At 67.9% G+C, this 25,355-nt stretch carries 19 protein-coding genes and 2 pseudogenes; 19 read left to right on the plus strand and 2 right to left on the minus strand.

Annotated features, from left to right (window positions below; genetic code table 11):
• Positions 1-246 precede the first annotated feature (246 nt).
• Positions 247-570: a hypothetical protein gene (locus tag G6048_RS19545; RefSeq protein ID WP_165340846.1), complete on the minus strand. Its 324-nt coding sequence runs from the start codon at positions 568-570 to the stop codon at positions 247-249.
• Between the two features lie 641 nt (positions 571-1,211).
• On the opposite strand from G6048_RS19545, the gene G6048_RS19550 reads away from it, so the two are divergent.
• The 19 genes and pseudogenes from G6048_RS19550 (at position 1,212) to G6048_RS19635 (ending at position 24,577) form a co-directional block, all read left to right on the plus strand.
• Positions 1,212-1,682 carry a VOC family protein gene (locus G6048_RS19550; protein WP_165340847.1) on the plus strand — a complete coding sequence of 157 codons (471 nt, stop codon included), beginning with the start codon at positions 1,212-1,214 and terminating at the stop codon, positions 1,680-1,682.
• On the plus strand, positions 1,679-2,584 hold the full coding sequence (locus G6048_RS19555; RefSeq protein WP_165340848.1) for an L-tyrosine 3-hydroxylase: 906 nt from the start codon (positions 1,679-1,681) through the stop codon (positions 2,582-2,584). The genes G6048_RS19550 and G6048_RS19555 overlap by 4 nt, the downstream gene beginning before the upstream one ends.
• Positions 2,581-3,474: an LLM class flavin-dependent oxidoreductase gene (locus G6048_RS19560; protein ID WP_165340849.1), complete on the plus strand. Its 894-nt coding sequence runs from the start codon at positions 2,581-2,583 to the stop codon at positions 3,472-3,474. The genes G6048_RS19555 and G6048_RS19560 overlap by 4 nt, the downstream gene beginning before the upstream one ends.
• Complete coding sequence (locus G6048_RS19565; RefSeq protein ID WP_165340850.1) at positions 3,471-4,295, plus strand: phenazine biosynthesis protein PhzF; 825 nt, start codon at positions 3,471-3,473, stop codon at positions 4,293-4,295. Before G6048_RS19560 ends, G6048_RS19565 begins: the two co-directional genes overlap by 4 nt.
• Entirely contained in the window at positions 4,292-4,531 is a 240-nt protein-coding gene (locus G6048_RS19570; protein WP_165340851.1) for a hypothetical protein, read from the plus strand. Before G6048_RS19565 ends, G6048_RS19570 begins: the two co-directional genes overlap by 4 nt.
• A complete protein-coding gene (locus G6048_RS19575; protein ID WP_165340852.1) occupies positions 4,528-6,342 on the plus strand; it encodes a non-ribosomal peptide synthetase in 1,815 nt (604 codons plus the stop codon). The genes G6048_RS19570 and G6048_RS19575 overlap by 4 nt, the downstream gene beginning before the upstream one ends.
• Before the next feature lies 1 nt (position 6,343).
• Positions 6,344-10,699, plus strand: coding sequence for a non-ribosomal peptide synthetase family protein (locus G6048_RS19580; RefSeq protein ID WP_165340853.1), 4,356 nt, complete (start codon positions 6,344-6,346; stop codon positions 10,697-10,699).
• A gap of 656 nt (positions 10,700-11,355) precedes the next feature.
• Positions 11,356-12,228: an NmrA family NAD(P)-binding protein gene (locus G6048_RS19585; RefSeq protein WP_165340854.1), complete on the plus strand. Its 873-nt coding sequence runs from the start codon at positions 11,356-11,358 to the stop codon at positions 12,226-12,228.
• A 108-nt stretch (positions 12,229-12,336) separates the two neighbouring features.
• Positions 12,337-12,861, plus strand: a complete 525-nt coding sequence (locus G6048_RS48725) for an LLM class flavin-dependent oxidoreductase (protein WP_206341799.1) — start codon at positions 12,337-12,339, stop codon at positions 12,859-12,861.
• Positions 12,862-12,960: 99 nt separating this feature from the next.
• Positions 12,961-13,467: an LLM class oxidoreductase gene (locus G6048_RS48730; protein WP_235990045.1), complete on the plus strand. Its 507-nt coding sequence runs from the start codon at positions 12,961-12,963 to the stop codon at positions 13,465-13,467.
• A gap of 106 nt (positions 13,468-13,573) precedes the next feature.
• Positions 13,574-14,971: a glutamine synthetase family protein gene (locus G6048_RS19595; RefSeq protein WP_165340855.1), complete on the plus strand. Its 1,398-nt coding sequence runs from the start codon at positions 13,574-13,576 to the stop codon at positions 14,969-14,971.
• 209 nt (positions 14,972-15,180) lie between these two features.
• On the plus strand, positions 15,181-16,677 hold the full coding sequence (locus G6048_RS19600; protein ID WP_165340856.1) for an anthranilate synthase component I family protein: 1,497 nt from the start codon (positions 15,181-15,183) through the stop codon (positions 16,675-16,677).
• Positions 16,671-17,411 carry an anthranilate synthase component II gene (locus G6048_RS19605; RefSeq protein ID WP_165340857.1) on the plus strand — a complete coding sequence of 247 codons (741 nt, stop codon included), beginning with the start codon at positions 16,671-16,673 and terminating at the stop codon, positions 17,409-17,411. Before G6048_RS19600 ends, G6048_RS19605 begins: the two co-directional genes overlap by 7 nt.
• A pseudogene (locus G6048_RS19610) lies at positions 17,341-17,780 on the plus strand (anthranilate phosphoribosyltransferase); the annotation flags it as partial. The gene G6048_RS19605 and the pseudogene G6048_RS19610, both read left to right, overlap by 71 nt.
• A 65-nt stretch (positions 17,781-17,845) precedes the next feature.
• Complete coding sequence (locus tag G6048_RS19615; RefSeq protein ID WP_206341802.1) at positions 17,846-18,697, plus strand: indole-3-glycerol phosphate synthase TrpC; 852 nt, start codon at positions 17,846-17,848, stop codon at positions 18,695-18,697.
• Positions 18,694-20,124, plus strand: a complete 1,431-nt coding sequence (locus G6048_RS19620) for a class II 3-deoxy-7-phosphoheptulonate synthase (RefSeq protein WP_165340858.1) — start codon at positions 18,694-18,696, stop codon at positions 20,122-20,124. Before G6048_RS19615 ends, G6048_RS19620 begins: the two co-directional genes overlap by 4 nt.
• A gap of 240 nt (positions 20,125-20,364) precedes the next feature.
• Positions 20,365-21,858, plus strand: coding sequence for an APC family permease (locus G6048_RS19625; RefSeq protein ID WP_165340859.1), 1,494 nt, complete (start codon positions 20,365-20,367; stop codon positions 21,856-21,858).
• Positions 21,859-22,064: 206 nt separating this feature from the next.
• Positions 22,065-22,865: a class I SAM-dependent methyltransferase gene (locus G6048_RS19630; RefSeq protein WP_165340860.1), complete on the plus strand. Its 801-nt coding sequence runs from the start codon at positions 22,065-22,067 to the stop codon at positions 22,863-22,865.
• Positions 22,862-24,577, plus strand: coding sequence for a lyase family protein (locus tag G6048_RS19635; protein ID WP_165340861.1), 1,716 nt, complete (start codon positions 22,862-22,864; stop codon positions 24,575-24,577). The genes G6048_RS19630 and G6048_RS19635 overlap by 4 nt, the downstream gene beginning before the upstream one ends.
• Positions 24,578-24,823: 246 nt before the next feature.
• Here the strand turns inward: G6048_RS19635 and G6048_RS19640 are convergent.
• Positions 24,824-25,192: pseudogene (locus tag G6048_RS19640) on the minus strand (Tn3 family transposase); the annotation flags it as partial.
• Positions 25,193-25,355: the final 163 nt, after the last annotated feature.

Below are 25,355 nucleotides of genomic sequence, written 5' to 3' on the forward strand. Positions count from 1 at the left end.
CCGCCTCGTCGGTTGTAGTTGCGCTGCTCGGTCTTGGCCTCCTGGGCTGGCGCCAGAAGCGCGACAAGCTCGGCCAGTTCATCCCGAGTCGTCCCGATCATCACTGGGTGGGAGAGCATCTCCAGTACCTCCGACTGGATGAACCTGGGGCCGCCAGCTCCGCACACGCCGCGGCGAACAGACCCGCCGAGACGGCGAAGGCGTCCTCACACGCCGCGAGCGCACCCTGGGCCGGCCCGACCACGCTCACCACCCCTGCTTCCTGCCGTCGACCTTGAACAGCCCGGACGAAGGCTCGGCCAGGATCCCGCGCTCCACGAGCCTCTTCAGCTTCGAGCGCATCGCCTCGACATGCCGCGGCTCGGTCCCCAGACCCAGGTGCTGGCAGACCTCTTTGCAGCGCATCGCCGCCCCCGAGGTCGCGAACAAAGCGATGATCTCCCGGTACTCCGGCGACATCACCGTCACGTCCAGCTCTGCCTCGGCCTTCACCAGCGCCACAGCGACCCCGCCGACACCCCCACCCGCGGCATCCGCGTCCGGCACCGGCGAAGACGGCGCGGCCAGCACCTCCTCCACCGCCTCGCGCGATCTGCAACCGCGCCAGCCGCTCCTCAGCCCGAGACAACTCTTCGGACAGACCAGCGATCTGCTCACGCAGCCGCTCGGCCTGGCCCAGCACCTCAGCCCGCCTGGCCTCCAACGCCTCCAACAACGGCGGCACACCACACCCACCCTCGCTCAGCACCCGCACGCCTCACGGCGGGCTCGACCCCGGCGACGGTAGAAGTCGGCAAGACCAGCTACCTCCCGAACCTCTGCGAATCACCCCAACGAGGCACCCCCAGAAGATCTGCATCCAAGCCTCATCAACCCGGCCACACCACCTGAACGACGCCGCCCTGTGCCCAGTGCTCAGTGCCCGTGTGCAGAACCAGCCAGCTTGCCTTGCCTCCCGGACGACGGCCGCCTGGTGGTTCCGTGCAGATCGGCAAGACATTCGCTCGAAACATCGTGGGGCAATGGTCACCCGACAGCGACTTAAAACTCTTAAGACTGTCTTGAGAATCCTCTGATTTCCCTGACGCCGTCAGTTGTGGAGACTTTCTAGTGCTGGCTGGTCGTCCCCGTCCAATGGGGGATCGGACACACTGACTCGCTTAGTGACGGGAGCGATACGCCGGTCGAATCTCCGTGACGAAAGGGCTCCGATGAACGCGCTTGCCATCACGCCGAGAATTCACCATGTCGCCATTCAGACCGATGATGTGGAGTCCACGACCAGGTGGTATGAGGAGTTCCTGGAGGCGACGGTGGAGTGGTCGCTCAGCACGTTTTCGCCGCTCACTCACTCGCGTCTCCCGGGGATCGAGAAGCTGGTCGAGCTGAAGGTGGGGGACCTGCGGCTGCACGTCTTCGACCGGGCTGGGCACACCCAGGACGGGCCCGACCAGCTCGGCTATCAGTTCCAGCACATCGGGATCACCGTGGACCGCCACGAGGGCCTCGTCGAGCTTCGGAAGCGCTGGTGGCAGGTCCGGGAGCGGCACGGCATCCAGTGGAGGCGGGACGAGCCGCCGTCGGACATCGTGACCGACGACGACGGGATGCAGAGTCTCTACGTCCTGGATCCCAACGGCCTTGAGCTGGAGTTCATCTACTTTTCGGGTGCAGCGACATGAACGACGAACACGGGCGGCTGATAGGACCGGGCCAGATCGACTCTCCCGCGTTGCAGTTGCGCCCCTTACTCTTGCCGGCACCAGGTCAGGAGTTCGAGCCGTCGAGCGAGGAGATCCTCGACGACGACACCGTGGAGCCGGGCATTTCGGAATACGGCATCTTCGGTGTGCACCCGGTCGACCCGGAGCGGGTCTTCTGGTACCGGTGGATCACGGGACATCAGGTCTCGTTCGCTTTATGGCGTGCGATGTACGACATCATCGGGTACCGCCGCGACAACATGCCGAGCGCTCCGGAGCTGAATACCCTGGCCGTCTGCGTGGATGCGTACAGTGCGATGCTGCTCTACTCGTCAACGGTGCCGCGAGCTCATTACCACAGCCATATCCGGCACCGTATGTCGCTGCAGCACCCGGCCTTCAGCGGCACCTGGGCGCCGGATTACCGGCCGGTCCGCCATATCTTCCGGGGCAAGTTGCCCTGGCGGGACAACCCGTTGTGCGCATCCCTCGCCGAGGCCGTGGCGAGGAACGCCGCCACCCACGACTACATCGCCGCCCATCTCGTGCCGAACGGGCGCTCACTGCTTCAGCAATCCGCGCAGACGGTGAGTGCGACCGTGTCCCGCGAGAAAGAGGAGCTGTACGACAGCTTCTTCCTCACGGTGCGTCGCCCGATCAGCCGCGCCCAGTTCATCCGTCCTCTCCGCGTGCGCGTCGCGGAGGTGGGCGCGGACCTGGCACACAACGGCCTGTACCCGAACGTCGACGGCCACCATCATCCCGTCGTCACCGGGCCGTCCGGCGGAAGCACGATGACGCTGGTTCCCCGCGTGCTCAGCACTCTCGACGAGGCGACCCGACTGGTCGCCGGACAGCAGCTCCAGGGGGTGGGCGCATGAGGCACGGCATCGTGCTGCTTCCCGAGCACGAATGGAAGGTGGCGGCCGAGCGGTGGCGGGGCGTGGAGCAGCTCGGATACGACCACGCCTGGACCTATGACCACCTGATGTGGCGCTGGCTGGCTGATCGCCGGTGGTACGGCGCGATTCCGACGCTCACCGCCGCGGCGACGGTCACCCGCTCCATCGGACTCGGCGTCTTGGTGGCCACCCCGAACTTCCGGCACCCCGTGGTGCTCGCGAAGGACCTCGTGAGCGTCGATGACGTCGGCGAGGGACGTCTGATCTGCGGGCTGGGTGCCGGCGCGCCCGGGTACGACGCGAGCATTCTCGGAAGGGCGGCACTCCGCCCGCAGGAGAGCGCCGACCGGTTCGACGCGTTCATCCGCATGCTCGACTCCCTGCTGGTCCGCGGCACTGCGCACGAGGCAGCGGCCTGGTACACGGCGTCCGGGGCGAACTTCCGCCCACGGGCCGAGGACGGGCGGCGGCTGCCCTTCGCGGTGGCGGCGACCGGGCCGAGGGGCATCGCGCTGGCCGCGCGCTTCGGGCAGTACTGGGTCACCTCAGGCCCGCCCTCCGACTTCAGCATGAGGCCGCTGCGTGAGGTCATGCCGGTCCTGCGGGAGCAGATGAGCGGCGTCGACGCGGCGTGCGAGCGTGAGGGACGAGACCCCGCCACGCTGAGCCGGTTGTTCGTGGCCGACGCGTCAGTGGGCGGTATCACCGGGTCCGTGGCCGCCTACGAGGACGCCGCCGGCGAGTTGGAGGAGGCCGGCTTCACCGACCTCGTCGTGCACTGGCCCCGCCCCGAACCGCCGTACCAGGGCGACGAGCAGGTCATCGTCGATTTCGCCGCCAAGCAGTCACTGGGTGAACGATGCACGTGACAAGGGTGGACATGTTCGGCACGGCCTCCGGTCGCGGCAGCGCGCTCGACGTGCTCGTCCCGGACGGACCGTGTGACGCCGACGCGGTCGCGCACGCCGCCGCGCACGCGCGCACGACCGACGACTCGTGCGAGAGCGCGCTGGTCAGCGCGTGCTCCCGGACGGAGCGGACCTTCGCGACGCGCATTTTCAACACCGGTGGGGAGACGCCGTTCGGCACGCACTCGCTGGCCGGTGTGGCCGTCCTCCTGGTCAGCAGGGGGTATCTCGACCCGGGTGAGGTCGGCCGGACCGACGAGGCCGGGTGCCAGTGGCTGAGGACCGACGGCCGAGAGGTCGAAGTGCCGTTCACCGGGCCGGTCGTGGACCACGAAATCCCGGCCGATCCCACCGTGTTCCGCGCCTACGAGGGCACGCCGCGCGCCAGCGGGGTCGGCAGGGGGTTCACCCTGCTGCGCGTCTCCGACGATCCGCGGGCGCTGCCCGCTCCGGACACCGCGCGGATGGCGGACCTGGGCCTCACCGATCTCACGCTCTTCCGATGGGACCCGGACCGCAGGGAGGTGCTGGCACGCGTCTTCGCCCCTGGGTTCGGCCTCCCCGAGGACCCCGGTTGCCTCCCGGCGGCCTCCGCTCTGGGCCTCACGGCGCTGCGCCTGGACTCCGGCGACCGTGGTGCACCGGTGACGGTCCGCCAAGTGACGCGGCACGGTACCGAGGCGGTTCTGCGCTGCACCAGCTCGGTGCGCAACGGCGTGGCGCAGGTGCGGGTCACGGCGCGGGTCCGGGTCGACGGCGAGCGGAAAGCGGGTGTGGCATGACGGCACATGCCGAGCCCGGGACGGCCATGCCGCTTGCGCGCGGGTGCCTCCAGCGGGACGCGGCGTACCTCGATGCCCTCGGAGTCCCTGTGACCGCGCGGTCGATGGCCGACCGGGACCACTTCGACCTGCCGCTGAACCTGGCTGACCCGGCGACGCCGTTCGGCCGCGTCAGCCTGGTCCACCTGGGTCTGCAGGAATCCCCCGAGAATCGGAAGGGTGACTTCACGCGATGACACACCCAGTGAGTGCCACGCCGCTCCGAACCGCGGCGACGGTCGCCGCCGGCACGGTCGAGGCCACCACCGAGACGATCATCGACGCCTTCGAACGGACAGCGCGGGAGCACGCCGCGCGCGAGGCGATCTCCGACCGCGGTACGACACTGACGTACGCCGAACTGGACACCCACAGCAATCGGATAGCGCGCGTGCTGCGCGACCACGGTCTCTCCCCGGGCGAGCGGGTCGGGGTGCACTTCGACCGCAGCCTTGCGACATTCCAGGTCTTCCTCGGTGTCCTCAAGGCCGGCCTCGTGGTGCTCCCGTTCAACCCCCGCCACCCCGCCGACCACAAGGCACGGATGTGCCGCATCGCCGAGCCGTCCCTGACCGTGACGGGGTCCGAGGCGGCCGACGGCATCCGCGGGGCCTGCATCCCGATCGACGACCTGCTCTCCTCGGCCAAGGCGGCGTCCGGCGAACCCGTGCGGTGCGGGGTGAACGCGGACGCGCCCGCGTTCGTCCTGTTCTCCTCGGGCTCGACCGGCGAGCCCGAGGGCGTCGTCATCGCCCATCGGGGCATCGCACGGCTCTCCCGACACCTCGCCGGCTTCACGCCGGGACCGGAGGACCGGTTCCTGCAGCTCGCGCAGCCGACCTTCGCCGCCTCGACCACCGACATCTGGATCTGCCTGCTGCGAGGCGGCCGGCTCACCGTCACCCCGCAGGACGTGCCCCATCTCGGCGCTCTCGCGCGGCTGGTGGAACGCGAACGGATCTCGGTGCTCAACCTCTCCATGGATCTGCTCAACCTGCTCGTCGAGCACCATCCGGAGGTCGTCGCCCGGGTCCGATCGGTGATCGTCAGCGGTGACTTCCCCTGCACGCGATACGTCGAGCGTGCGCTCGGCGTCATGGCCGGTGACCTGTTCAACGCCTACGGGTGCACGGAGAGCTCCGCTATCGCCACGCTGCACCGGGTCACTCCGGAGGATCTCTCCACCGCCGAGATCCCGATCGGGCGCCCCCTGCCCGCCGTCGAGATATCGGTGCGGACGGAGTCGCTCGAGGAATGCCCGCCCGGCGAGATAGGCGAGCTGTGCATCGCGGGCGACGGCCTCGCGCTGGGATATCTCGGTGACCCCGAGTCCACGGAGCGCAAGTTCGTCCGCCACGAGGGCCGACGGCTGCTGCGCACCGGTGACCTGGCCAACCTGACCGGGGACGGCGAGCTGGTGCTGGCCGGCCGCACGGACCAGATGGTGAAGGTCCGTGGGTTCCGCGTCGAGCCGCGGCACGTGGAGTTGGCCGCCGAGACGGTGCGCGGCGTCGAGCGGGCGGTGGCGCAGGCCATGCCCAGCGACGGGGCGGCGGACCGGCTCGCGCTGTGGTGCGTGCCCGAGCCCGACCATGACCTGGTGGAGCGGGACCTGCTGAAGGACCTGCGGGGGCGCCTGCCCGACTACATGGTCCCGTCGGAGGTGCTCGTCCTCGACGCCCTCCCCCTCAACGCGAACGGCAAGATCGACCGCAAAGAGCTCGCGTCGTGGCTCGCGGCCCGCGCCACCGGCCGGTCCCGGGGCGAGGAGACGCAGGACCGGCTCGCCGCCGTCGTGGCCTCCACACTGCGCGACGTCCGCGACCGCGAGGAGATCGGCTTGGACGTCGGCCTGCTCGAAAGCGGGGTCACATCGCTGCATCTGATCGACCTCGGCGCCCGGCTCAAGGACGTGGTGGGAGTCGCCCTGGCACCCGACGAGATCGTCGAGGCCGGCACCGTGCGCGGGGTCGCCGACCTGATCCGCACCAAGCGAGGCCGGGACTGACATGACCGCTCCGACCAAGCAGCCGGCGACCGGGGCAGGGCGCTTCCCCGCCTCGCCCGCCCAGCCCGGCATGTGGTTCGCGAGCGTCCACGGCGCGGATCCCACGGCGTACAACCAGCCCCTGCTGCTGCGCCTGCAGACGTCGTTGGACCATGCCCTGCTCATCGAGGCGCTACGAGCCGTGCACCGGGCCCACTCCGCGCTGCGCACCACATTCGAGATGAACGCCGACGGTGATCTGAGCCAGATCGTGCACGAGGCGCTCGAACCGCTCGTCGACGTGCGCGACCACGCCGGTCCCGCCCCCGACGACTGGGTGGCCGAGCAGGTGGCGGAGGTCGCCGGGACCACCTTCGACCTGTCCGCCGGGCCTCTCGCCCGGGTGCGGCACCTCCGCCTCGCCGCCCAGGGCCGCAGTGTGCTGGTGTTCAACATCCACCACACTGTTTTCGACGGCATGTCCTTCAAGCCCTACCTCCGCCAGCTCGAAGCCGCCTACACCGCGCTGGCAGGGGGGCACGAGCCGGTCGTGCCGGCGAGGCGCCAGGCCGTCGAGTCCTACGCACGCTGGTCCGAGCGGTTGACGAACGAGGGGATGGACTACTGGCGGAACAAGTTGGCGAACGCGCCGGCCCCGCCGCCGATCGGCCTGCCGGGTGAGGGCCCTCCGCGCCACGTGACCCGGCAGCTCGTCCTCGATGAAGAGCTGTCGGCGCGGGTGGGCGAATTTTGCCGCGCCGAGTCCCTCACCACCACCATGTTCTTCGTCGCCCTCGTCTTCATGCTGCTGCACCGGCAGACTAGCCAGGACGACGTCCTCCTCGGTGTCCCGTTCACCTTGCGGGACAGCGAAGAAGCCGAGGTCCTCGGGCACATCACCAACACCTTGGTGCTCCGGCACCGGCTGAGTGCCGGCATGACCGCGCGCGAGGTGCTCTGCGACGTGAACAAGGAGATCCTCTACGCCCTCCGCCACCGGCACACCCCACTGGAGGCGGTGGTGGGCGGCCTGCGTGCGTCCGGCGCCGATTTGGGCGGTACCGGTGACCCCTTCAGCGCCATGATCACCGTGATGCCGTCCGGGTCCCGCAGGCTGGACCTGCGCGAGTGGGGCGCGGATACCTGGGAGCACGTGCCAGGAGGAGCGAAATACGATCTGGCGATCTGGGTGGACGAGACGCCGGACCACTACACGCTGAACGTCGAGCACACGACGGCCGCGGACGACGGCGAGCGCTTCACCGAGTATCTGGCCCAGCGTCTGGGGACGCTGGTCGAGAGCGTGCTGAACGACGCGGATACGCGGGTCCACGACCTGCGCTGGACCGGTGAGGAGGAGGAACGGGCGATCGCCCGGTTCTGCGCCCGTCGGGCCGACGCGCCGGAGCTGGGCACCGAGCTGACGGCGGAGCTGTTCACCGCGAGCGCCGAGGCGACACCGGATGATCCGGCGGTCGTGACGGACGGCGTGGAGACGGACTACGCCGAGCTGGCACGGCGGGCCGAGGCGGTGGCGGCGGGACTCACGGACCGGGGAGTGCGCGACGGTGCCCCCGTCGCGGTGCTGATGCGTCCGGGTGCCGACCTCGTGGTGTCGATCCTCGGCATCCTCCGTGCCGGCGGCAGCTACGTCGTGCTCGACGCCGACCATCCGCCGGAGCGGCTGAGGTTCGCCCTGCGCGACTGCGGCGCGAAGATCCTGGTGCGTGCGGCCGGGACCGACATGGCGGGTGTGGAGCTGCCTGAGGGCCTTGAGGTCGTCGAGATGTCCGGGGCTGGACGGGACAAAACGGTTCCCGGTGGCCGGCGCAAGACGCCGGAGGACGCGGCGTACATCGTCTACACCTCCGGGTCGACGGGACGCCCCAAGGGCGTCACGCTGCCGGAGATCACGCTGGCCAATCTGGTCCGCAACCAGGAGATCCTCTCCTCGGGCCGCCGGATGAGGACCCTGCAGTACATGCCGCCGGCGTTCGACGTGTTCACTCTGGAGGTCTTCGGGACCCTGTGCACCGGAGGCACACTCGTCATCCCACCGGCCGGTGCGCGCACCGACTTCGAGCAACTGGCCGCGTTCATGGCCGGGCAGCGCGTCGAGCGGGCGTATTTCCCTTACGTCGCTCTCCGCGAGCTCGCCGCCGTCTTGAGGTCGTCCGCGAGGCGCCTGCCGGACCTGCGCGAGGTGTACGTCACCGGCGAGCGGCTGGTGGTCACCGACGACCTGCGCGAGATGTTCCGGCGGAACCCGCAGGCCCGGTTGATCAACGCGTACGGCCCGTCCGAGGCGCACCTGTGCAGCGAGGACCGCCTCCCGGCGGACCCCGGCACGTGGCCCACTCTCCCGTCGGTCGGCCGGGTGGTCGCGGGTGTCGACGCGTACGTACTCAGCGACGCCGACGCGGCCCAGCGTGCCCCTTTCGGAGCCGAGGGGGAACTGTGCGTGGCGGGACCGGTCGTCTCGCCCGGCTACATCGGCCTGCCCGAGAAGACGAGCCGGGCCATGGTCCCCGATCCGTTCGTCCCAGGGCAGAGGATGTACCGCACCGGGGACGTTGTCGTGCTGGCGGCGGACGGGCGTCTGCACTTCCATGGGCGGGCGGACGATCAGGTCAAGATCCGCGGGTACCGCGTCGAGCCGGGTGAGGTCGAGGCCGCGCTGGAGCGGGAACTGGACGTGAACGCGGCGGCGGTGATCGTCGTTCCCGCGGGTGGTGACCGTGTCCTGCACGCGTTCGCGCAGAGCGACGCGCCGCTCCAGCCGGACTGGCGGGAGCGCCTCGGTGCCGTCCTGCCCGGCTACATGATCCCCCGGACGGTCACACGCATCGAAGCCTTCCCGCTGACGCCGAACGGGAAGACCGACCGTCGGGCGCTGGAGGCGTTGCTGAAGGCCGACGCTCCGCCGGATTCCCGCGACGAGGGTGCGGTGGGGCCGGGTGCGGTCCTCAGCGATGCCGAGGAAGCGATGACCGAGCTGTGGGCCCAAGTGCTCGGGCACCGGCCCGCCGCACCGGACCTCGACTTCTTCGAGCAGGGCGGGCACTCCTTGCTCGCCGCTCGGCTGCACCGGCTGACCAAGGAGCGTTTCGGCACCGACGTCGCGCTCTCGGTGCTCCTGAGTACGCCGACGGTGCGCGGCATGGTGCGGAGCCTCGGCGACGGCCGGTCCAATGACCTTCCGGACCTGCGCGACGAGGCCCGCCTGCGGGACCTCGTCGTGGGGGAGCGGCACCGGCCGGTGGACGGCACGGTGCTGCTCACCGGGGCGACCGGGTTCCTCGGCAGCCATCTCCTCGATGAGCTGCAGCGCACTGGCCACCGCGTTGCCTGTCTGATCCGCGCTCCCAGCGAGGAGGAGGGGCGCGAGCGTCTCCGCGCAACGTTCCGGAAGTTTGCGCTCGACACCTCCAGGATCGACGAGGTGGACATCTGTCCCGGCGATCTGTCCCGGCCCCGGTTCGGCCTCGGGGAGGAGTACGAGGCATGGGCGCGCAGGGTGAGCGAGGTCTATCACGCGGCCGCCCACATCAACTTCGTCGTCCCGTACCGCACCGTGAAACACACGAACGTCGACGGCATGCGACGGCTGCTCGAATTCTGCGGGGTCAACCGCACGCCCCTGCGAGTGGTCTCGACGCTCGGTGTCTTCCCGCCGGACTCCACGGCGGGCCTGGTCGAGGAGCATGCGGTGCCGGGCGACCCCGCATCGCTGGGGATCGGATACTCGCAGAGCAAGTGGGTCGCCGAGCATCTGGCGCTGCGGGCACGGGAGTTCGGCCTGCCGGTCACGGTGCACCGCGTCGGTCGCGTCGGCGGGCACAGCCGTACCGGAGCCTGCCGGCACGACGACTTCTTCTGGCTCCAGATGCGGGGATTCGCGGTCCTCGGCTGCTACCCGGAGGACATTGCCGGGATGCCGGCCGTCGACCTGCTCCCCGTGGACCACGTGGCGAGGGCGGTCGTCCGGTTGTCCGAGGACAAGGCGGACAACGAGAACTGGCATCTGTTCCACCCGCACGGGCTCGCCTGGGCGGAGATCCTTCGGGCGATCCGCGCGGAGGGGTACATGATGCGCCCGGTCCCGCACGCCGAGTGGATGGCCGCACTGGAGCGGCGGGTCGAGGCCGACGGCCAGGAACGGGGGCTCGGGCCGCTGGTGCCCCTTATGCGGGAGGGCGTGATGCGCCTCGGCGACATCTCGTTCGACAACCAGAAGTCCCGTCGCGCTCTCGCTGACGTCGGATGCCCGCTCCCACCGGCGGATACGAAATGGGTTCAGCGCATGTTCGAGTACTTCCGTGCGGCCGGCGTGGTTCCGTCGGCGAGCCGGGCACCGTTGGAGGAGCAGGATGCCTGAGTGGGACGGGCGCGCGGTGGCGATTGCCGGCTCGGGCCCGGTCGGTCGCACACTGGCCAAGCCGCTGCGGAAGCAGGGCGTGGAAGTGGATGTCTTCGAGCGCGAGGAGGCGTTGGACGAGCGAGCAGCAGTCGCGGCCCGCGACGAGAGCGCCGCCGTGGTGGAGGACGTCGTCGAGGAGTACAGCGGATCGCGGGTCCCGGCGGGTCACGTGCTGACGGAACTGTCCCTGCGCAATCTGGAGGAGCTCTCTGCGCATGTGGCCGACTCGTCGTTCCTCGAACGCCGCGCGCCGGAGAGGCGGCTGCACGAGCCGTACCCGGAGCTGTACAAGCCCCTCTGCCGGCGGGCGGCGTTCACCGGCATGCCGTACGACGCCGCCCAGCGGACCTGTCATGAGCTGAGCTCGGCGCTCGACTCGCTGCGCGAGAGCCGGGACCTGCGCAGGGACCAGGACGACTCTCCAAGTTCGTCGAGAAGTTCGGTGACGCACTCCATCGTGACCTCCGCGCGGGATCCGACCGCGTCGGCGAGCGAGGAAATCCGTTCCGGAGCCGCGATTCAGGGCGGCCGGCTGTTGTGGAGCTTCATGACGCTGCCGTTGCGGCCGAACGGCGACAAGACCGTTCCATCTGTGGATGAAGGGGAGAACTGTCATGCAGATTGGCGTCACCACGCCGACCGGCAAGGTGGGATCACGCGTCACCGAGCTGCTGATCCAGGCAGGAGTCCGGCCCACGCTGTTGCTCCGGGACCCCTCGAGGCTGAGCCCCGAAGTCTCCGGGAAGGTCCACGCCGTGCGATGCGACCAGCGCGACACCGACGCGGTCGTCGAGGCCACCAAGGGCGTCGACGCGCTGTTCTGGGTCGCCCCTCCCATCCCCGGCCCGGACCCGGTCGCCGCGTATGCCTCGATGGGGGGCAACGCCGTGCGCGCCATCCAGCACAACGGCATCGGCCGGACGGTCTTCTTGAGCAGTGTGGGCGCCGAGAAGCGCCACGGCGTCGGCGAGATCGACGGACTCGCCCGGACCGAGGAGCAGCTCGACAGGCTGGACGTCGCAGTCACTCACTTGCGTTGCGGGTACTTCTTCTCGAATCTCCTGCTGAGCCTGGACCAGCTCAAACAGGGCGTCCTGGCCACGACGTTCCCGCTCGACTACTCGATGCCCTGGGTCGACCCGCGCGATATCGGAGACGTCGCCGCCGCCAGGTTGCTCCATGAGGGGTGGTCAGGCCGGCAGGTACAGGCTGTCCACGGGCCGTGCGACCTCACGTTCGCGCAGGTGGCGGAGATCGTCTCGCAGTCCACCGGCAGGTCGGTCAAGGCTGTGGAGATCAGCGATGACGACCTTCGCAAGACGCTCCTGGAGGGAGGGCTCGGCGCCAAGCAGGTCGAGGGGTTCGTGGGTATGCCCGCCGGTCTGAGGGAGGATTTCACCCCCGAGGACGAGCGCTCCCTCCTGACGACGACCCCCACCGGGCTCGGCGCCTGGGCACACACCGTGCTGCGCCCACTTCTCGCATGAAGCCGTCGCGCGACCGGAGACGACCGCCGCCGAGGGACGCGGCGTCCCTGATCCGCGGATCGCCCGACCACAACCCACGTACACCCCCCCCTCGAACGGAGAAGGGCAATGACCTCTCGGCGGATACTCCTGTTCGCCTTCGATTTCCAGGGCCCGGCTCACTTGTCCGCAGGACTGTGGCGCCATGAGAGCGACCGGGGCTACCGCTACACGGACCAGCGGTACTGGAACGACTACGCCAAGCTGCTGGAAGAAGCCCGGTTCGACGGCGTCTTCTTCGCCGACGACGCCGGCTACCACGACGTGTATCAGAGCAGTGTCGCCGAAGCGCTCGCGGACGCGGCGCAGCTTCCGGCCAACCACCCGCTGCTCCTGATCTCGACGATGGCCGGCGTCACCGACAACCTGGGCTTCGGCGTGACCGCGTCGACCTCCTACGAGCACCCCTACGCACTGGCCTGCCGCTTCACCACCCTTGATCACCTGACGGACGGCCGGGGGGTGGGCCGGAATGTGGTGACCTCCTACTCCGACAGCGCGGCCCGCAACTTGGGCGTCGACCGGGCTCAAACGGCAGGTCGACGCGATAACGAGGGTTCGCCGCCGAAGCCGGGCGTAACCCCAAGAGCGTGAAGGTGCTGGAAATGCTCAGTGTGATCTGCGCTCCCACTGACGAGGCCGCCCAGGCCAAGTACGAGTCCCATCGCCGAACTGGTCAGCGACACCGGCGCGATGGCCCGCTACAGCGGCTGGAGCGGGCTGGACCTGTCCCAGCTGTACCCCGACGTGCCGATCAGGTACGCCAAGACCGACGCCGGACGGACCATGATCGGCATAATCTCCAAGCTGGACCCCGACAAGAAATGGACGTCCCGCGACATTGCCGAGTTCATCGGCATCGGCGGCTTCGGCCCCACCATCGTCGGCTCGCCTGGCACGGCCGCCGACGAACTCATCCGCTGGATGGAGGTGACCGGCGTCGACGGGTTCAACGTCGGTCACGCGGTGAAGTACCAGGACATCGCCGACTTCATCGAGCTCGTAGTCCCCGAACTCCAGCGCCGCGGCGTGATGTGGAGCGAGTACGAAGGGTCCACGCTGCGCGAGAAGCTGTACGGGCCCGGTGTCGTCCGGCTCCGCGACGACCACCCCGGACACCGCCTCGCCCGTCGGCCCACCCGGCCGCACACACCGAAAGTCCCGGAGGCCCGGCCGGCCGCACAGGGCGCGAGCCTGTGACGCGCGCTGCACAACCCGGCGTGACCAAAGAACGCTCACTCATCGCCCTCGGTTCGCCCGCTGTCATGGACACCCGCTGCACGGAATCGATCATCTAGGAGTCAACGTGAGTACGGATCTCGAAGAATTCGTCGACCGGCAGGGGCGGAGCGAGGAGGTCGAACGGGTCCGAAGGCTGATCGACGAGCACAACGTCAAGTACATATACTTCCAGTTCGTCTCGGTCACAGGACGTGTGCTGGGCAAAGGCGCTCCCGCGCATTGCTGGGGGAAGTTCGCCGACACGGGCTTCCAACTCGTCTATGGCGCGACCGCCAACTTGTTCACCGACCGTTCCGGGGAGTACATCGGGTACGGCGCCGAGGCCCGGGAGCTTGTGGGCATTCCCGAACCCGAGACGTTCCGGATCCTCCCCTGGGATCCGAGCACCGCGCGCGTGTTCTGCACGTTGTTCCGAGGCCGCGAGGAAGAAGACGATCCGGGTGCCTTCCTGACCTCCGACTGCCGCGGCAACCTGAGGCGGATCCACGAAGACTTCCGACGTGAGACTGGCCTGCGGCTGCGTATGGGCACCGAGCCCGAGATGATGTGGCTGAAACTCAATCCGGACGGTACCCCGTCCGTCGAAGGCAAGACGCAGCCCTACTGCTATCACATCGATCAGTTCGCCGAGCTGCAGCCTGTGATTCATCGAGTCATCGAGTACGGCGAGGCGATGGGGCTGACGATGATCCAAGGCGATCATGAGGACGCCCCGGGCCAGTTGGAGCTGAACTTCGCATTCGACGACGCCGGTGTGACCGCGGACAATCTCACCGTCTACCGGCAGATATGCCGCCAGGTAGGCCGGGAGATGAACCTGTATCCGTGCTTCATGCCGAAGCCGTTCATGGGTTCGTCCGCGAATGGGTGTCACCACAACATTTCCCTGTGGCAAGGAGACGAGAACGTCTTCCTCCCCGAAGGAGACGACCCTCGGCTGCCGAGCAAGACCGGGTTGCATGCCATCGGCGGAGTTCTGGAGCACCTGGAAGCCCTGACGTGTATCACCGCTCCGACGGTCAACTCCTACCGCAGGTTCTGGGATGCGGGGTTCTGGGCCCCGCTGTTCGCCGACTGGGGGTTCCAGAACCGGACCACCGCGCTGCGGGTCAGCGCCCCCGGGAGGTTCGAATACCGCTCCGTCGACTCGGCGGTCAACCCCTACCTGTCCTTCGCGGCGCTGCTGAAAGCGATGCAGGACGGGATCCAGCGCAATCTCGACCCGGGGCCGCCCGAAGAGCGCAACATCTATGACGCGATAGCGAGCGGCAAGAAGGTCAAGAAGATCCCCCTGAACCTAGGCGACGCGCTTCGCGCTCTGGAGACCGACACAGTCGTCCGAGAGGCCTTGCCCGGCGACATGTACCGCGTGTTCCACCACTACAAGAACGACGAGTGGGAGCGATTCTGTGCCGCGGTGACCGAATGGGACGTCAAGGAGTACCTCGATGTCCTTCCGTGAGTCGGCATCAGAGAGGGGAGCGCGTGATGCGCGGCATTGCCGGGATCATTCATCGTCACAGCCCGGGACACTCGGCATGACTCCTCCGCTGCCCACAATGCCGTCCTGATAGCCCCCCATGAAGGGGGTTACGCCGCCACCATGACGAAGATCTCTTTTCCCCTCTCAGCGTGTCGATCCGTTGGATCACGTCTACTCAGGAAAGCGATATGACCACCTATCTCGACGAAGACGTCAATCGGAAAGTGGCGCTGGAAAGCGCCACTGTACCGGATCGTGCTACTGCCACCGCCCTGGCCTTGGACCACGAAGTGGTGCCTCTTTACCAGGAGTTCCTGAGTGACGAGATGAGCCCCATAACCGCCTTCTCGGTGCTGTGCGACCCCGACGAGCCGGGCTTCCTGTTGGAGAGTGTGCCTGTCTCTGGGGGGGTCGCCCGCTACTCATACGTCGGCCACCGTCCCGTACGGTTCTCGCTGCCCCAAGGCGATCCGCTGGCCACAGTCGAACCGTGGCTTGCCCGCTCGGCGGCGTTTGTGCCGGGGCTGCCGCCGTTTCATGGCGGCGTCGTCGGGTACCTGGGCTTTGAGGCCGCACGGCACTTTGAGCAACTCCCTGTCGCAGAGGGCACCCCGACGGGTCTGCCGGAATCGGGCTTTCTGGCCGTTGACGAATTGGTCGTTTTCGACCACGCCACCCGACGTGTCCTGCTCATCACTCTGTATCGCCCCGCAGCGGAGGACTATGACACTGCGGTGGCCCGCATCGTGCGGCTCGGTGACCGGCTGCGCAGTGCTGGCCCAGCCGGCGGGTTTGCCGGCCGCCCGATGTACCGCACCGATGCTGACGACCGTGATCCTCTGATCGGGTGGTCATTCAATCTCACCGAAGACGAGTTCACTGACCGGGTTTCCCGCGCCCGGGACTACATCGCTGCTGGCGATGCCTACCAGATCGTGCTTTCCCGGCGAATGAGCCGCCCTCTGCGCACCCGGCCCTTGGACCTGTACCGGCACCTGCGGGCAACCAACCCGTCGCCGTACATGTACCACCTAAGCCTCGGAGAGGGGCGGCACATCATCGGCGCCTCGCCCGAAGTGCTTGTCAAGGCAGAGGGCGGCCGGGTGGTGACGCGCCCTTTGGCTGGTACCCGGCCCCGCCATCCCGACCCGCAGACAGACCGCGAGCTGGAGGGCGAACTACTCGCCGACGACAAGGAACGAGCCGAGCACCTCATGCTCGTCGACCTTGGTCGTAACGATCTGGGGCGGGTCACTGAGCCCGGCACGGTTCAGGTGGAGCGACTGATGGAGGTGGAGCGCTTTTCGCACGTGATGCACCTGTCATCTACAGTCTCCGGCCAACTGGCTTACGGCTGCACGGCAGTGGACGCACTGCGCGCCGCCTTTCCGGCCGGCACGCTCTCCGGTGCTCCCAAGATCAGGGCCATGGAGATCATCGCTGAACTGGAACCCCAGCAGCGCGGTGTCTACGGCGGGGCCCTGGGCTTCGCCGGCTTCAACGGCCACCTCGACTTCGCTATCGCCCTGCGCACCATGGTCGTCGCTGACGATCATGTACATGTCCAGGCTGGCGCGGGTATCGTTGCTGACTCCGATCCTGCCTCCGAGTATCGCGAGACCCTGCACAAGTCCCGCGCGATGATCACGGCTGTCGGGCATGCGGAGGCAGAGGCGTCATGGTGACCGACGCAGGTCCCAAGTCCGTAGTCCGCCCGCGCGTCGCGGTGATCGACAACTACGACTCGTTCACTTACAACCTCGTGCACTATCTCGCCGAGCTGGGCGCTGCTCCCTCGGTGTTCCGCAACGACGCCACCACCATTGCCGAACTCGCCTCGTACAGGATGGTGGTGATATCCCCTGGCCCGTGCACCCCGGCCGAGGCGGGCATCTCCGTCGAGGCGGTCCGTGCCCTCAGTGGGCGGCTCCCGATTCTTGGTGTCTGTCTCGGTCACCAGTGTATCGCCGACGCTTTTGGCGGATCCGTGGTGCGCGGTGAGCCGGTGCATGGCAAGACAGCGTTGGTGCGTCACGAAGGCAGCGGTGTGTTCGCCGGACTGCCCGACCCGATCACCGCCACTCGCTACCACTCGCTAGTGGTCGGACCGGACGACCTGCCGCCCGGGCTGAGCATCGTCGCCCGCACCCCAGAAGGCATCGTCATGGGCTTACGTCAGCGCGACCACCCGACGTACGGCGTTCAGTTCCACCCCGAGTCGATACTCACCCCCCACGGTAAACAGTTGATCGCAAACTTCTTGGAGTTCGGCGATGATTGGCCTGCTGCGAATACTCGCCCGGCGCAGACTGACGAAGCTGGAGTCTGCCGAGGCGTTGCGCGCAATCATGCGCGGAGAGGCCACAACAGCTACAGCTCAGATAGCCGGATTCGCGCTGTCCATTACGGTCCATGGTGAGTCTGCCGACGAGCCGACTGGAATGGCCCATGCAGCTCGCGAGTTCGCAACTCCGGTGAAATCAGAGGGCAACGTACCCGACACCTGCGGTACCGGTGGGGACGCCCCGGGCACCTTCAACGTTTCCACCGCCTCGGCGCTGGTGGCGGCTGCTTGCGGGGTACGCGTCGCCGACCGAGGCAATCGCAGTGCGTCCTCGGCATGTGGCAGCGCGGACGTGGAGGAACTCGGCGTTCGTATTGATCTTGATGCCCCGCTACGCACCTCGGCGTACCGAGCCCGCACCTTGTCGAACCGATGGCGGAGGCCCTCGACCGACTGGGTATCGCGCGCGCTCTCCCGGCCCGGGTCATGGAGCTGCGCGACGGCAGCGACTGATCACGGACTGCGTCCGGGCCGCGATCTTGGCAACTCTGGGACTACCGGGAGGCGGTGTGACACGCAAATCGAGCGATGGCCACGGTGAAGCGGATGTGCAGGGTGACCGTACGGCTCGGCAAGGCGGAAGCGGCACTGTGAGTGACGTGCTGACAGAGCTTGTGGCCCAGGCCGTGGAACAAACTGCGCGCCGTCGGAAGCCGCGCGGCGACGCCGAGTTGTCGGTGCTGGCCAGTGCGGCGCCGGAGCCCCGTGATTTCGTCGCGGCGCTGTGCGCCCAGGGGTTGTCAGTCATTGCGGAAGTGAAGCCGCGCAGCACGTCCCAGGGCTCGCTTACCCATGACTACCGGCCCATCGAACTTGCCCGGGCCTATGAGATCGGCGGCGCCTCCTCCATCCCCACCCATGAGGTTGGCTTCGGCGGCAGCCCCGAACACCTACTCGCCACTCGGGACACTGTCGACATTCCCATCCTCCACGAGGATGTCATCGTCGACGAGTATCAGGTCTTAGAAGCACGTGCTTTCGACGCCGACGCCCTGCTGCCGATCGTCGCGGCCCTGCCCACCGACCGCCTCGCAGAACTCCTCACCCAGACTCGTGAGCTGGGCATGGAGGCACTGGTCGAGGTGCACGACGCCGACGAGGTGGACACCGCGCTTTCGGTCGGCGCCCAGATCATCGGCGTCAACCACCGCGCCCTGCGCGACTTCACGATCGACCGGGCTTCGTCCGCTCGCCTGCGGGACCGCATCGGCAGTCGGCAGGTGATCGTCGGCGAGAGCGGCATCCGCCATGCCGAGGACGCCCGGCGCCTGGCGGAGGCCGGCGTGGATGCCGTCCTCGCCGGGGAACTGCTCATGCGGGCCAAAGACCCCGCAACGGTGATTAAGGAACTGGCCCCATGACAGTCAGCGGTATGCACCCGTCGCTCACGGCTCCCCTCTCGGCTGCGGCGGACACGGCGAGTCAGCCACGTCCAGCCAGTTGGAGCCCGTCCTCCTGGCGCTCCTATCCCGCGAAGCAGCAGCCGGAGTGGCCCGACGCACAGCTCCTGCGGCGGGTGTCGGACACGCTGTCGATGCAGCCTCCGCTCGTCCTACCGGACGAGATCGCCGACCTGCGGCAGGCGCTCGCCCAGGTCGCTGCTGGGGAGGGCTTTTTGCTCCAAGCCGGCGACTGCGCGGAGCGCTTCAGCTCGTGTACGGAGGAGGGCGTACGCAGCAAGCTGAGCATGATCCTGCAGGTTGCTCTCCTCCTCACCTACGGTTCCGGACTGCCGGTGGTGAAGGTCGGCCGGATCGCGGGCCAGTTCGGCAAGCCACGCAGCCGACCCACAGAGGTGGTGGGCGGAGTGGAACTGCCCGCCTTCCGCGGCGACATCGTCAATGACCCGGAGTTCACCGCAGAGGCCCGCCGCCCCGACGCGGACCGCCTACTGCGCGCCTACTACCACTCCCTGGCGGCGTTGAACGTCCTGCGTGCTCTCACCCGCGGTGGCTGCGCTGACCTCGGGCAAGCTCACGCCTGGAACCAGGAGTTCGTTCGGCGCAGCCCGGCTGGTCGGCGCTATGAGAACGCGGCCGACGACATCACTTGGGCACTGCGCTTCATGTCCGCATGCGGGGTGGACACCCGCTTGCAGGCGGAGCTGCACCGGATCCAGCTCTACACCTCGCACGAGGCCTTGCTGCTTCCTTACGAACAAGCGCTGATCAGGTATGACGAGAGCCGGGGGGCCTGGTTTGACACCAGCGCGCACATGCTGTGGGTCGGTGAACGAACGCGCCAGCTCGACGGTGCGCATGTCGAGTTGCTGTCCGGCATTGACAACCCAATCGGTGTCAAAGTGGGCCCGTCCACCACCCCTGATCAACTGCGTGCCCTGTGCGAACGCTTGGACCCCGAGCGTACGGCTGGGCGACTGACGCTGATCAGCCGCCTCGGGGCCGGCCGAGCGGACAAGGTACTGGCACCGCTGATGCGTGCCGTACGGAACGCCGGTCACACCCCGGTGTGGGCGTGCGACCCGATGCACGGCAACACATTCATATCCAAAAGCGGCTACAAGACGCGCCGCCTGGCAGATATTGTCACCGAGATTGCAGAATTCTTCTCTGTGCACAATGAAGAAGGAACACATCCGGGCGGGATCCACCTTGAACTCACCGGGGACGATGTCACGGAATGCCTGGGCGGCGATCTGGAGGAAATTCTCGATGATCACCTTGGCACTCGGTACGAGACGGCTTGCGATCCGCGCCTGAACACGGCCCAGTCGATTGAACTCGGATTTCTAGTAGCCGAGTTCCTGCGGGAGAGCCGTCCTGGGTAGCGAACCCCGTCGCGACTCACGGGACCGTAGCCGTCACGTTCCGGCCTGTGAGGTCACCATCACCCTGACGCCCACTTCCCCCAAGGTGCCTGGGCCGGCGTCTCACTCGCCGTCACCGTCGAGGGCACCCGACTCACTCGCCAGAGGGTGGATCAGACACACCCGTCGTCCGCAACTGGCTGTACCGCACAGCCATGACGCGTTGCCGTGAGGTTTCGCCGTGCCCGGAAAGGTGCCCAGATGACTGAAAGGGCCGTGGAAAAGCGGCAGTTACTGAAGGTCCTGCGTTGGTGGGACGGCTTCGCCATCGCCCTGTGCAATCCGGGTTTCCTTGTCGCGGCGCTGGGCTTCTCGATAGGCGCACTGGGGACGTGGAGCGCGGTGGCGCTGTGGGCAGCGTCGGCGGGCATCGGGCTGTTGCAGAGCTGGATCTACGCCGAGATGGCGTGCATGTTCCCGGACAAGCCCGGGGGCATATCGCTGTACGCGCACGAAGGCTGGCGCGCCAGGTTCTCACTGATCGGCCCACTGGCCGCGTTCGGCTACTGGATCGGCTGGTCGGTGGTGCTGTCGGTCTTCGGCAAGGTCATCGGCGACCTGGTTCAGGCCCGGTGGTTCCCTCACACCACCTGGACGGTGTTCGACGGGGTGGTCCACGTGGGCCTGTCCCACATCATCGCGATCGGCTGCATCGTGCTGGTGTGGCTGGTGAACGTCTTCGGTATCCGCCCCGCGGTCTGGATCTCCTACGTCACCGGCGGGGGCCTGATGGTTCCACTCGCCGCGATCATGATCGCTCCCTACTTCACCGGGGACTGGCACCTTTCGAACATGGCGTGGGGTCTGCACGGCTTCGCCGGGATCAAGCTGGCGATGGTCTACCTGTTTCTGTGCGCCTGGTCGGCTTACACCTCGGAGGTGTGCGCGACATTCGCCCCCGAATACCTCGACACCCGACGGGACACCTCCAAAGCGATGCGCAGCTCGGCAGCCTTCACACTGGGGGTTTTCCTGCTCTTCCCGCTGGGACTGGGCGGAGCGACCGGCGTGCCGGATGCCGGCAGTGCCGAGGGGCAGTTCTACATCCCCGCGCTCACCAAGATCGCCGGCAGCGGCATGGCCGACGTGATGCTCGTCCTGCTGATCGGCAGCCTGTTGCTGTCGATGATCTCCTCCACCGCGGACGCCTCCCGCGCGCTGTACGGGATCGCCCGCGACGACATGACCATCAGGCAGCTGTTCCATCTGAACAAACACCACGTCCCGTCACGCGCCATGACGGTGGACATGGTGGTCAACGTGCTCCTGGTGCTGTTCGTCTCCAGCAACCTGGCCATCCTCTACTTGAGCAATATCGGCTACGTGTTGTCTCACGTCTTCGCACTCAGCGGCTTCTTGCTGCTGCGCCGGGACCGGCCTGGCTGGCCGCGGCCGATCAAGGTCGGCACGGCATGGGTCGTGATCGCCGCCGTGCTCATGGTGTTCAACGCGGTACTGGTCGGCTTCGGCGTCGCGTACCCGTCGCTGACCGGGTACGGCACCTGGACGGACCTGATCATCGGTGTCGGCGTCCTACTTGGATCTGTGCTGCTGTTCGCCTACCGCCGCATCGTTCAGGACGGGGCCCGGATCACCCTCCGTGAGCCGGTCGCCCTCCTGCCGTCCCCCGAGCAGATGGCGCCACTGGGCGCAGGCGGAGGAAGCGGTGATGCCAACGAGCCGTACACACGCTGACCGGCACCCTGACGTGCGGCAGCGCCGACGAAACCACGCCGCAACCGAACGTGCTCGCCAAGCGGCGCGGAGACGACGTCCAGGGCCTCGCCCACGGCTTTCGAGCGGTCGCCGTCTCGCTCAACGACCACCATCCACTCCACTCAACAACCACCAGCCAACAGCCACAAGGGCATACCGCCATAGGGAAGGATCAGAGGGACATCGTGGAGAACAACACAATGATCGGAACCGACCGGCAGCCGCGGCCGGCCACGAAGGCCGCCGCACGTCCGAGCGCCACCATCTGGAACTACCTGTACCGCGAACCGCAGCTCTACGAAGAGGTCTTCCACGGCCCCGACCGCTCGTATCTCGACTGCTGCCGCCAGATGCTGGGCCTCGGACGCGCTCCGGCCCGGATCCTCGACATCGGCTGCGGCACTGGTCGGGACCTCGCGATGCTCGCTGCCGACGGGCACCAGTGCACCGGCATCGACCTCCAGCCCGCGATGATCGATTACGCGTCGGCAACGTACCCCGGACCCACATTCGTGGCAGCCGACATGCGCACCTTCGACCTCGGCACCACCTTCGACCTCATCATCAGCTTCGGCTTTCCCCTGTCGAACCTGCACTCCCACAGTGACATAGTCGGAGCACTGAAGCGTCTGGCGGCGCACTGCGCCCCAGGCGCTCGCCTCCTGCTGGAGACCGTGAACGGCTACGCCTGGGACACCCTGCGCCGCCACTTCACGATCGACACCGCGGGCGTGCAGGCGACCGGCCACGCCGACTACGACCTCGACCGCAGCTCCCAGCTCCTCACCCGCCGCCGACACTGGACGTTCGCCGACGGCTCCGAGGAGGACGACTACGTGCGACTGCGGCAGTTCTTCCCCGCAGAACTGACGGCCCTGCTCACCGACGCAGGCTTCACAGTCACCGGCGTCTACGACAACGTCACATTGCGCCCGTCCGATCTCACCGGCCCCGAGCTGATCGCGGCCGCGACCTTCGCCCGGTGACCGGAACACACAACGCGGCAGCGCACCGGCTGCTGCCCCAGCGGGGACGCCCCTGGGGCAGCGAGCCCGCGCTGACCGTCGCCTACGCACAGGTCAAGAAGGCGGCCGCACTCGCCAACGCCGACACCGGTGTACTTTCAGCAGAGCTCGCTGCCGCGATCACGACAGCTGCCGACGAGGTGATCGCCGGGCGTCACACATCGCTGCTCACCGCCGACCTCCTCACAGGCGGGGGCGGCATCGGCCTCAACATGGAACTGAACGAGCTGCTGGCCAGGCGGGCGGCCGAACTGCTCGGCAGGCCTGTGCATCCACTCGACGACGTGAACGCCTGCCAGTCGACGAACGACACCCTGCCGACCGCACTCAATCTGGCCCTGCACACCGAGCTGACCGCCGCCGCACAAGCCGTGGACACTCTCGCCGAGAGCCTCCACTCCTGGGCCGCCGCCCACGGGGGAATGGTACGAACGGCCCGCACGTGCCTGCGCGACGCGCTGCCCGTGACGTTCGGTCAGACCTTCCGCGGATACGCGCAGACCGTCACCCGCTGCGGCAGCGACCTGCACGACAGCGCCGCCGAATGCCTCTCGATGCCCCTCGGCGCCACGGCCGTAGGCACCGGCGTCGGCGCCGCACCCGGATTCAACGAAGCCGTACACCGACACCTCGGGGAGGTGACCGGGCTACCGGTACGCGCCCACTCCGCCCCCTTGGCCCAGTTGCAGCACGGTGACCACCTGAGCGTGGCCGCGACGATCAGGAACGCCGCCGTCCAGCTCGCGAAGATCGCTCAGGACTTCCGGCTGCTGGCCTCGGGCCCGCGCGGCGGCTTCGGCGAGTTGGTCCTACCCGCACTCCAAGACGGCTCCTCGATCATGCCCGGCAAGGTCAACCCTGTCGTCCCGGAGACCGTGATCCAGATCGGCTTCCAGGTCCGCGGCAACGACCAAGCGGTCACGGCCGCCATGGCCGCCGCTGATCCGGACCTCAACGTCTGGGAGACCGTCATCGCTGCCAACCTGCTGGACTCCTGCGGCCTGCTCACCGCGGCCGCCCGCCTGCTCACCGACCGCTGCGTGCACGGCATGCGCCCTGACCACCTCATGGAACCAGAACGCTCCCTGGGCCTGTCCGCAATCGTCGCCGCCTTCTACGGCCACGAAGCCGGCGCCCGGGTCGCCCACCTCGCAGCAGCCACCGGCCGCACGATCGAGGAGGCAGCGGTCGAACTCAACATCGCCGACCAAGCGACCGCGCACATCCTGTTCGATCCCGCACTCCTCACAAGCCCCGTCCCGGACCGGACACTCCTCGACCGTGCGCTCGACCAGCTGACCGAGCGCATCAGACAGCACGCCCAGGGTGCCGAGCAGGAAATTGCCGCGATGCTCCACGACACCCCTGCCGACGGTACCGCCTTCGCCCTGCTGCACGATCTGTTCGGCGCGGCTCCCGGGCCCCGCCGCACCGCCCTGGCATACGCCTGCGTCATCTGGGCCCACAGCTTCGAGGGCATGCCAGCCCCGACTCCTAACGGCAGGAGGGAGGAGACCGGGCTCGACATCCTCGCCGAAGTCGCCCGCGTCCGGCTCCGCCCTCACTGGATCAAGGACCGCTATCCGACCCTGCTCGCCGCACAAGAACTCGCAGCCCTCCTCGCCAACTTCGACCTCTCGGTTTGGCGTGGGTCTGACACAAGAATGACGTGAGGTTCCCGGCTCAAGCCGCGGCGATGGGTTCGAATCGGACGGTCAGGCCGAGACGGTGGCCTCCTCGAGAACGCAGCGCATGGCGGGTTCGGGATCGCAGCGAGTGACATGGCCGGCGCCGGAAAGCCGCCGTCAGGCGGGCGAGACCAGGGCCGTTGCCCAGGCGCGGGCCCGGGGCAGCCACGTTCCAGTATCGCGCCAGGCGAGATGACGGCGAGGCCCGGCCACGGGCTGCAACGGAGCAGGTTATGTGTTCTCCACGGCGGATCGGGGCGGCCTCGCTGTCCGCGGCCCGGGGCCCCGGAACGTGTTCACGTGGACCAGGGCGGATTGCGGGTTACGCAGGCACAGGACGAACATCTCCTGTTCGTCGCGCCGGTTCGAGGCGATCTCTCCGCCCTTGCCGTAGGCGATCACACTGTTGGCGCCGTTGGATGACTCCGTGACGTCCAGGCCCTCCTCGATCTTCCGCTGGAGGTCCCGCAACCGCGAGTAGAGGGCCACGAAGATGGTCTTCTGCGCCCGGCCGCCCTCCAACATCGCCGCGTAGGTGGGGCGGGAGGCGTTGCGGGTGGAGCGGCGCAGGATCGCCTCGGTGGACGCGGTCCGCGTACGGACCGCTGTCGCTTAATTGATCATATGGTCGCACTGCTAGTAGGACTCCGTTAGGTTGCTCTGGCTCTTGGGTTCTGGCTGGTGGTGGACGTTCTGGGCAGGGGGCGGTGGCAGGTGGTGCAGGTGCCGGTCCAGCAGTTCAGCAGGTCTTGGATGGCGTCGA

The organism is Streptomyces ureilyticus (assembly GCF_011045025.1).
GTDB lineage: Bacteria > Actinomycetota > Actinomycetes > Streptomycetales > Streptomycetaceae > Streptomyces > Streptomyces ureilyticus.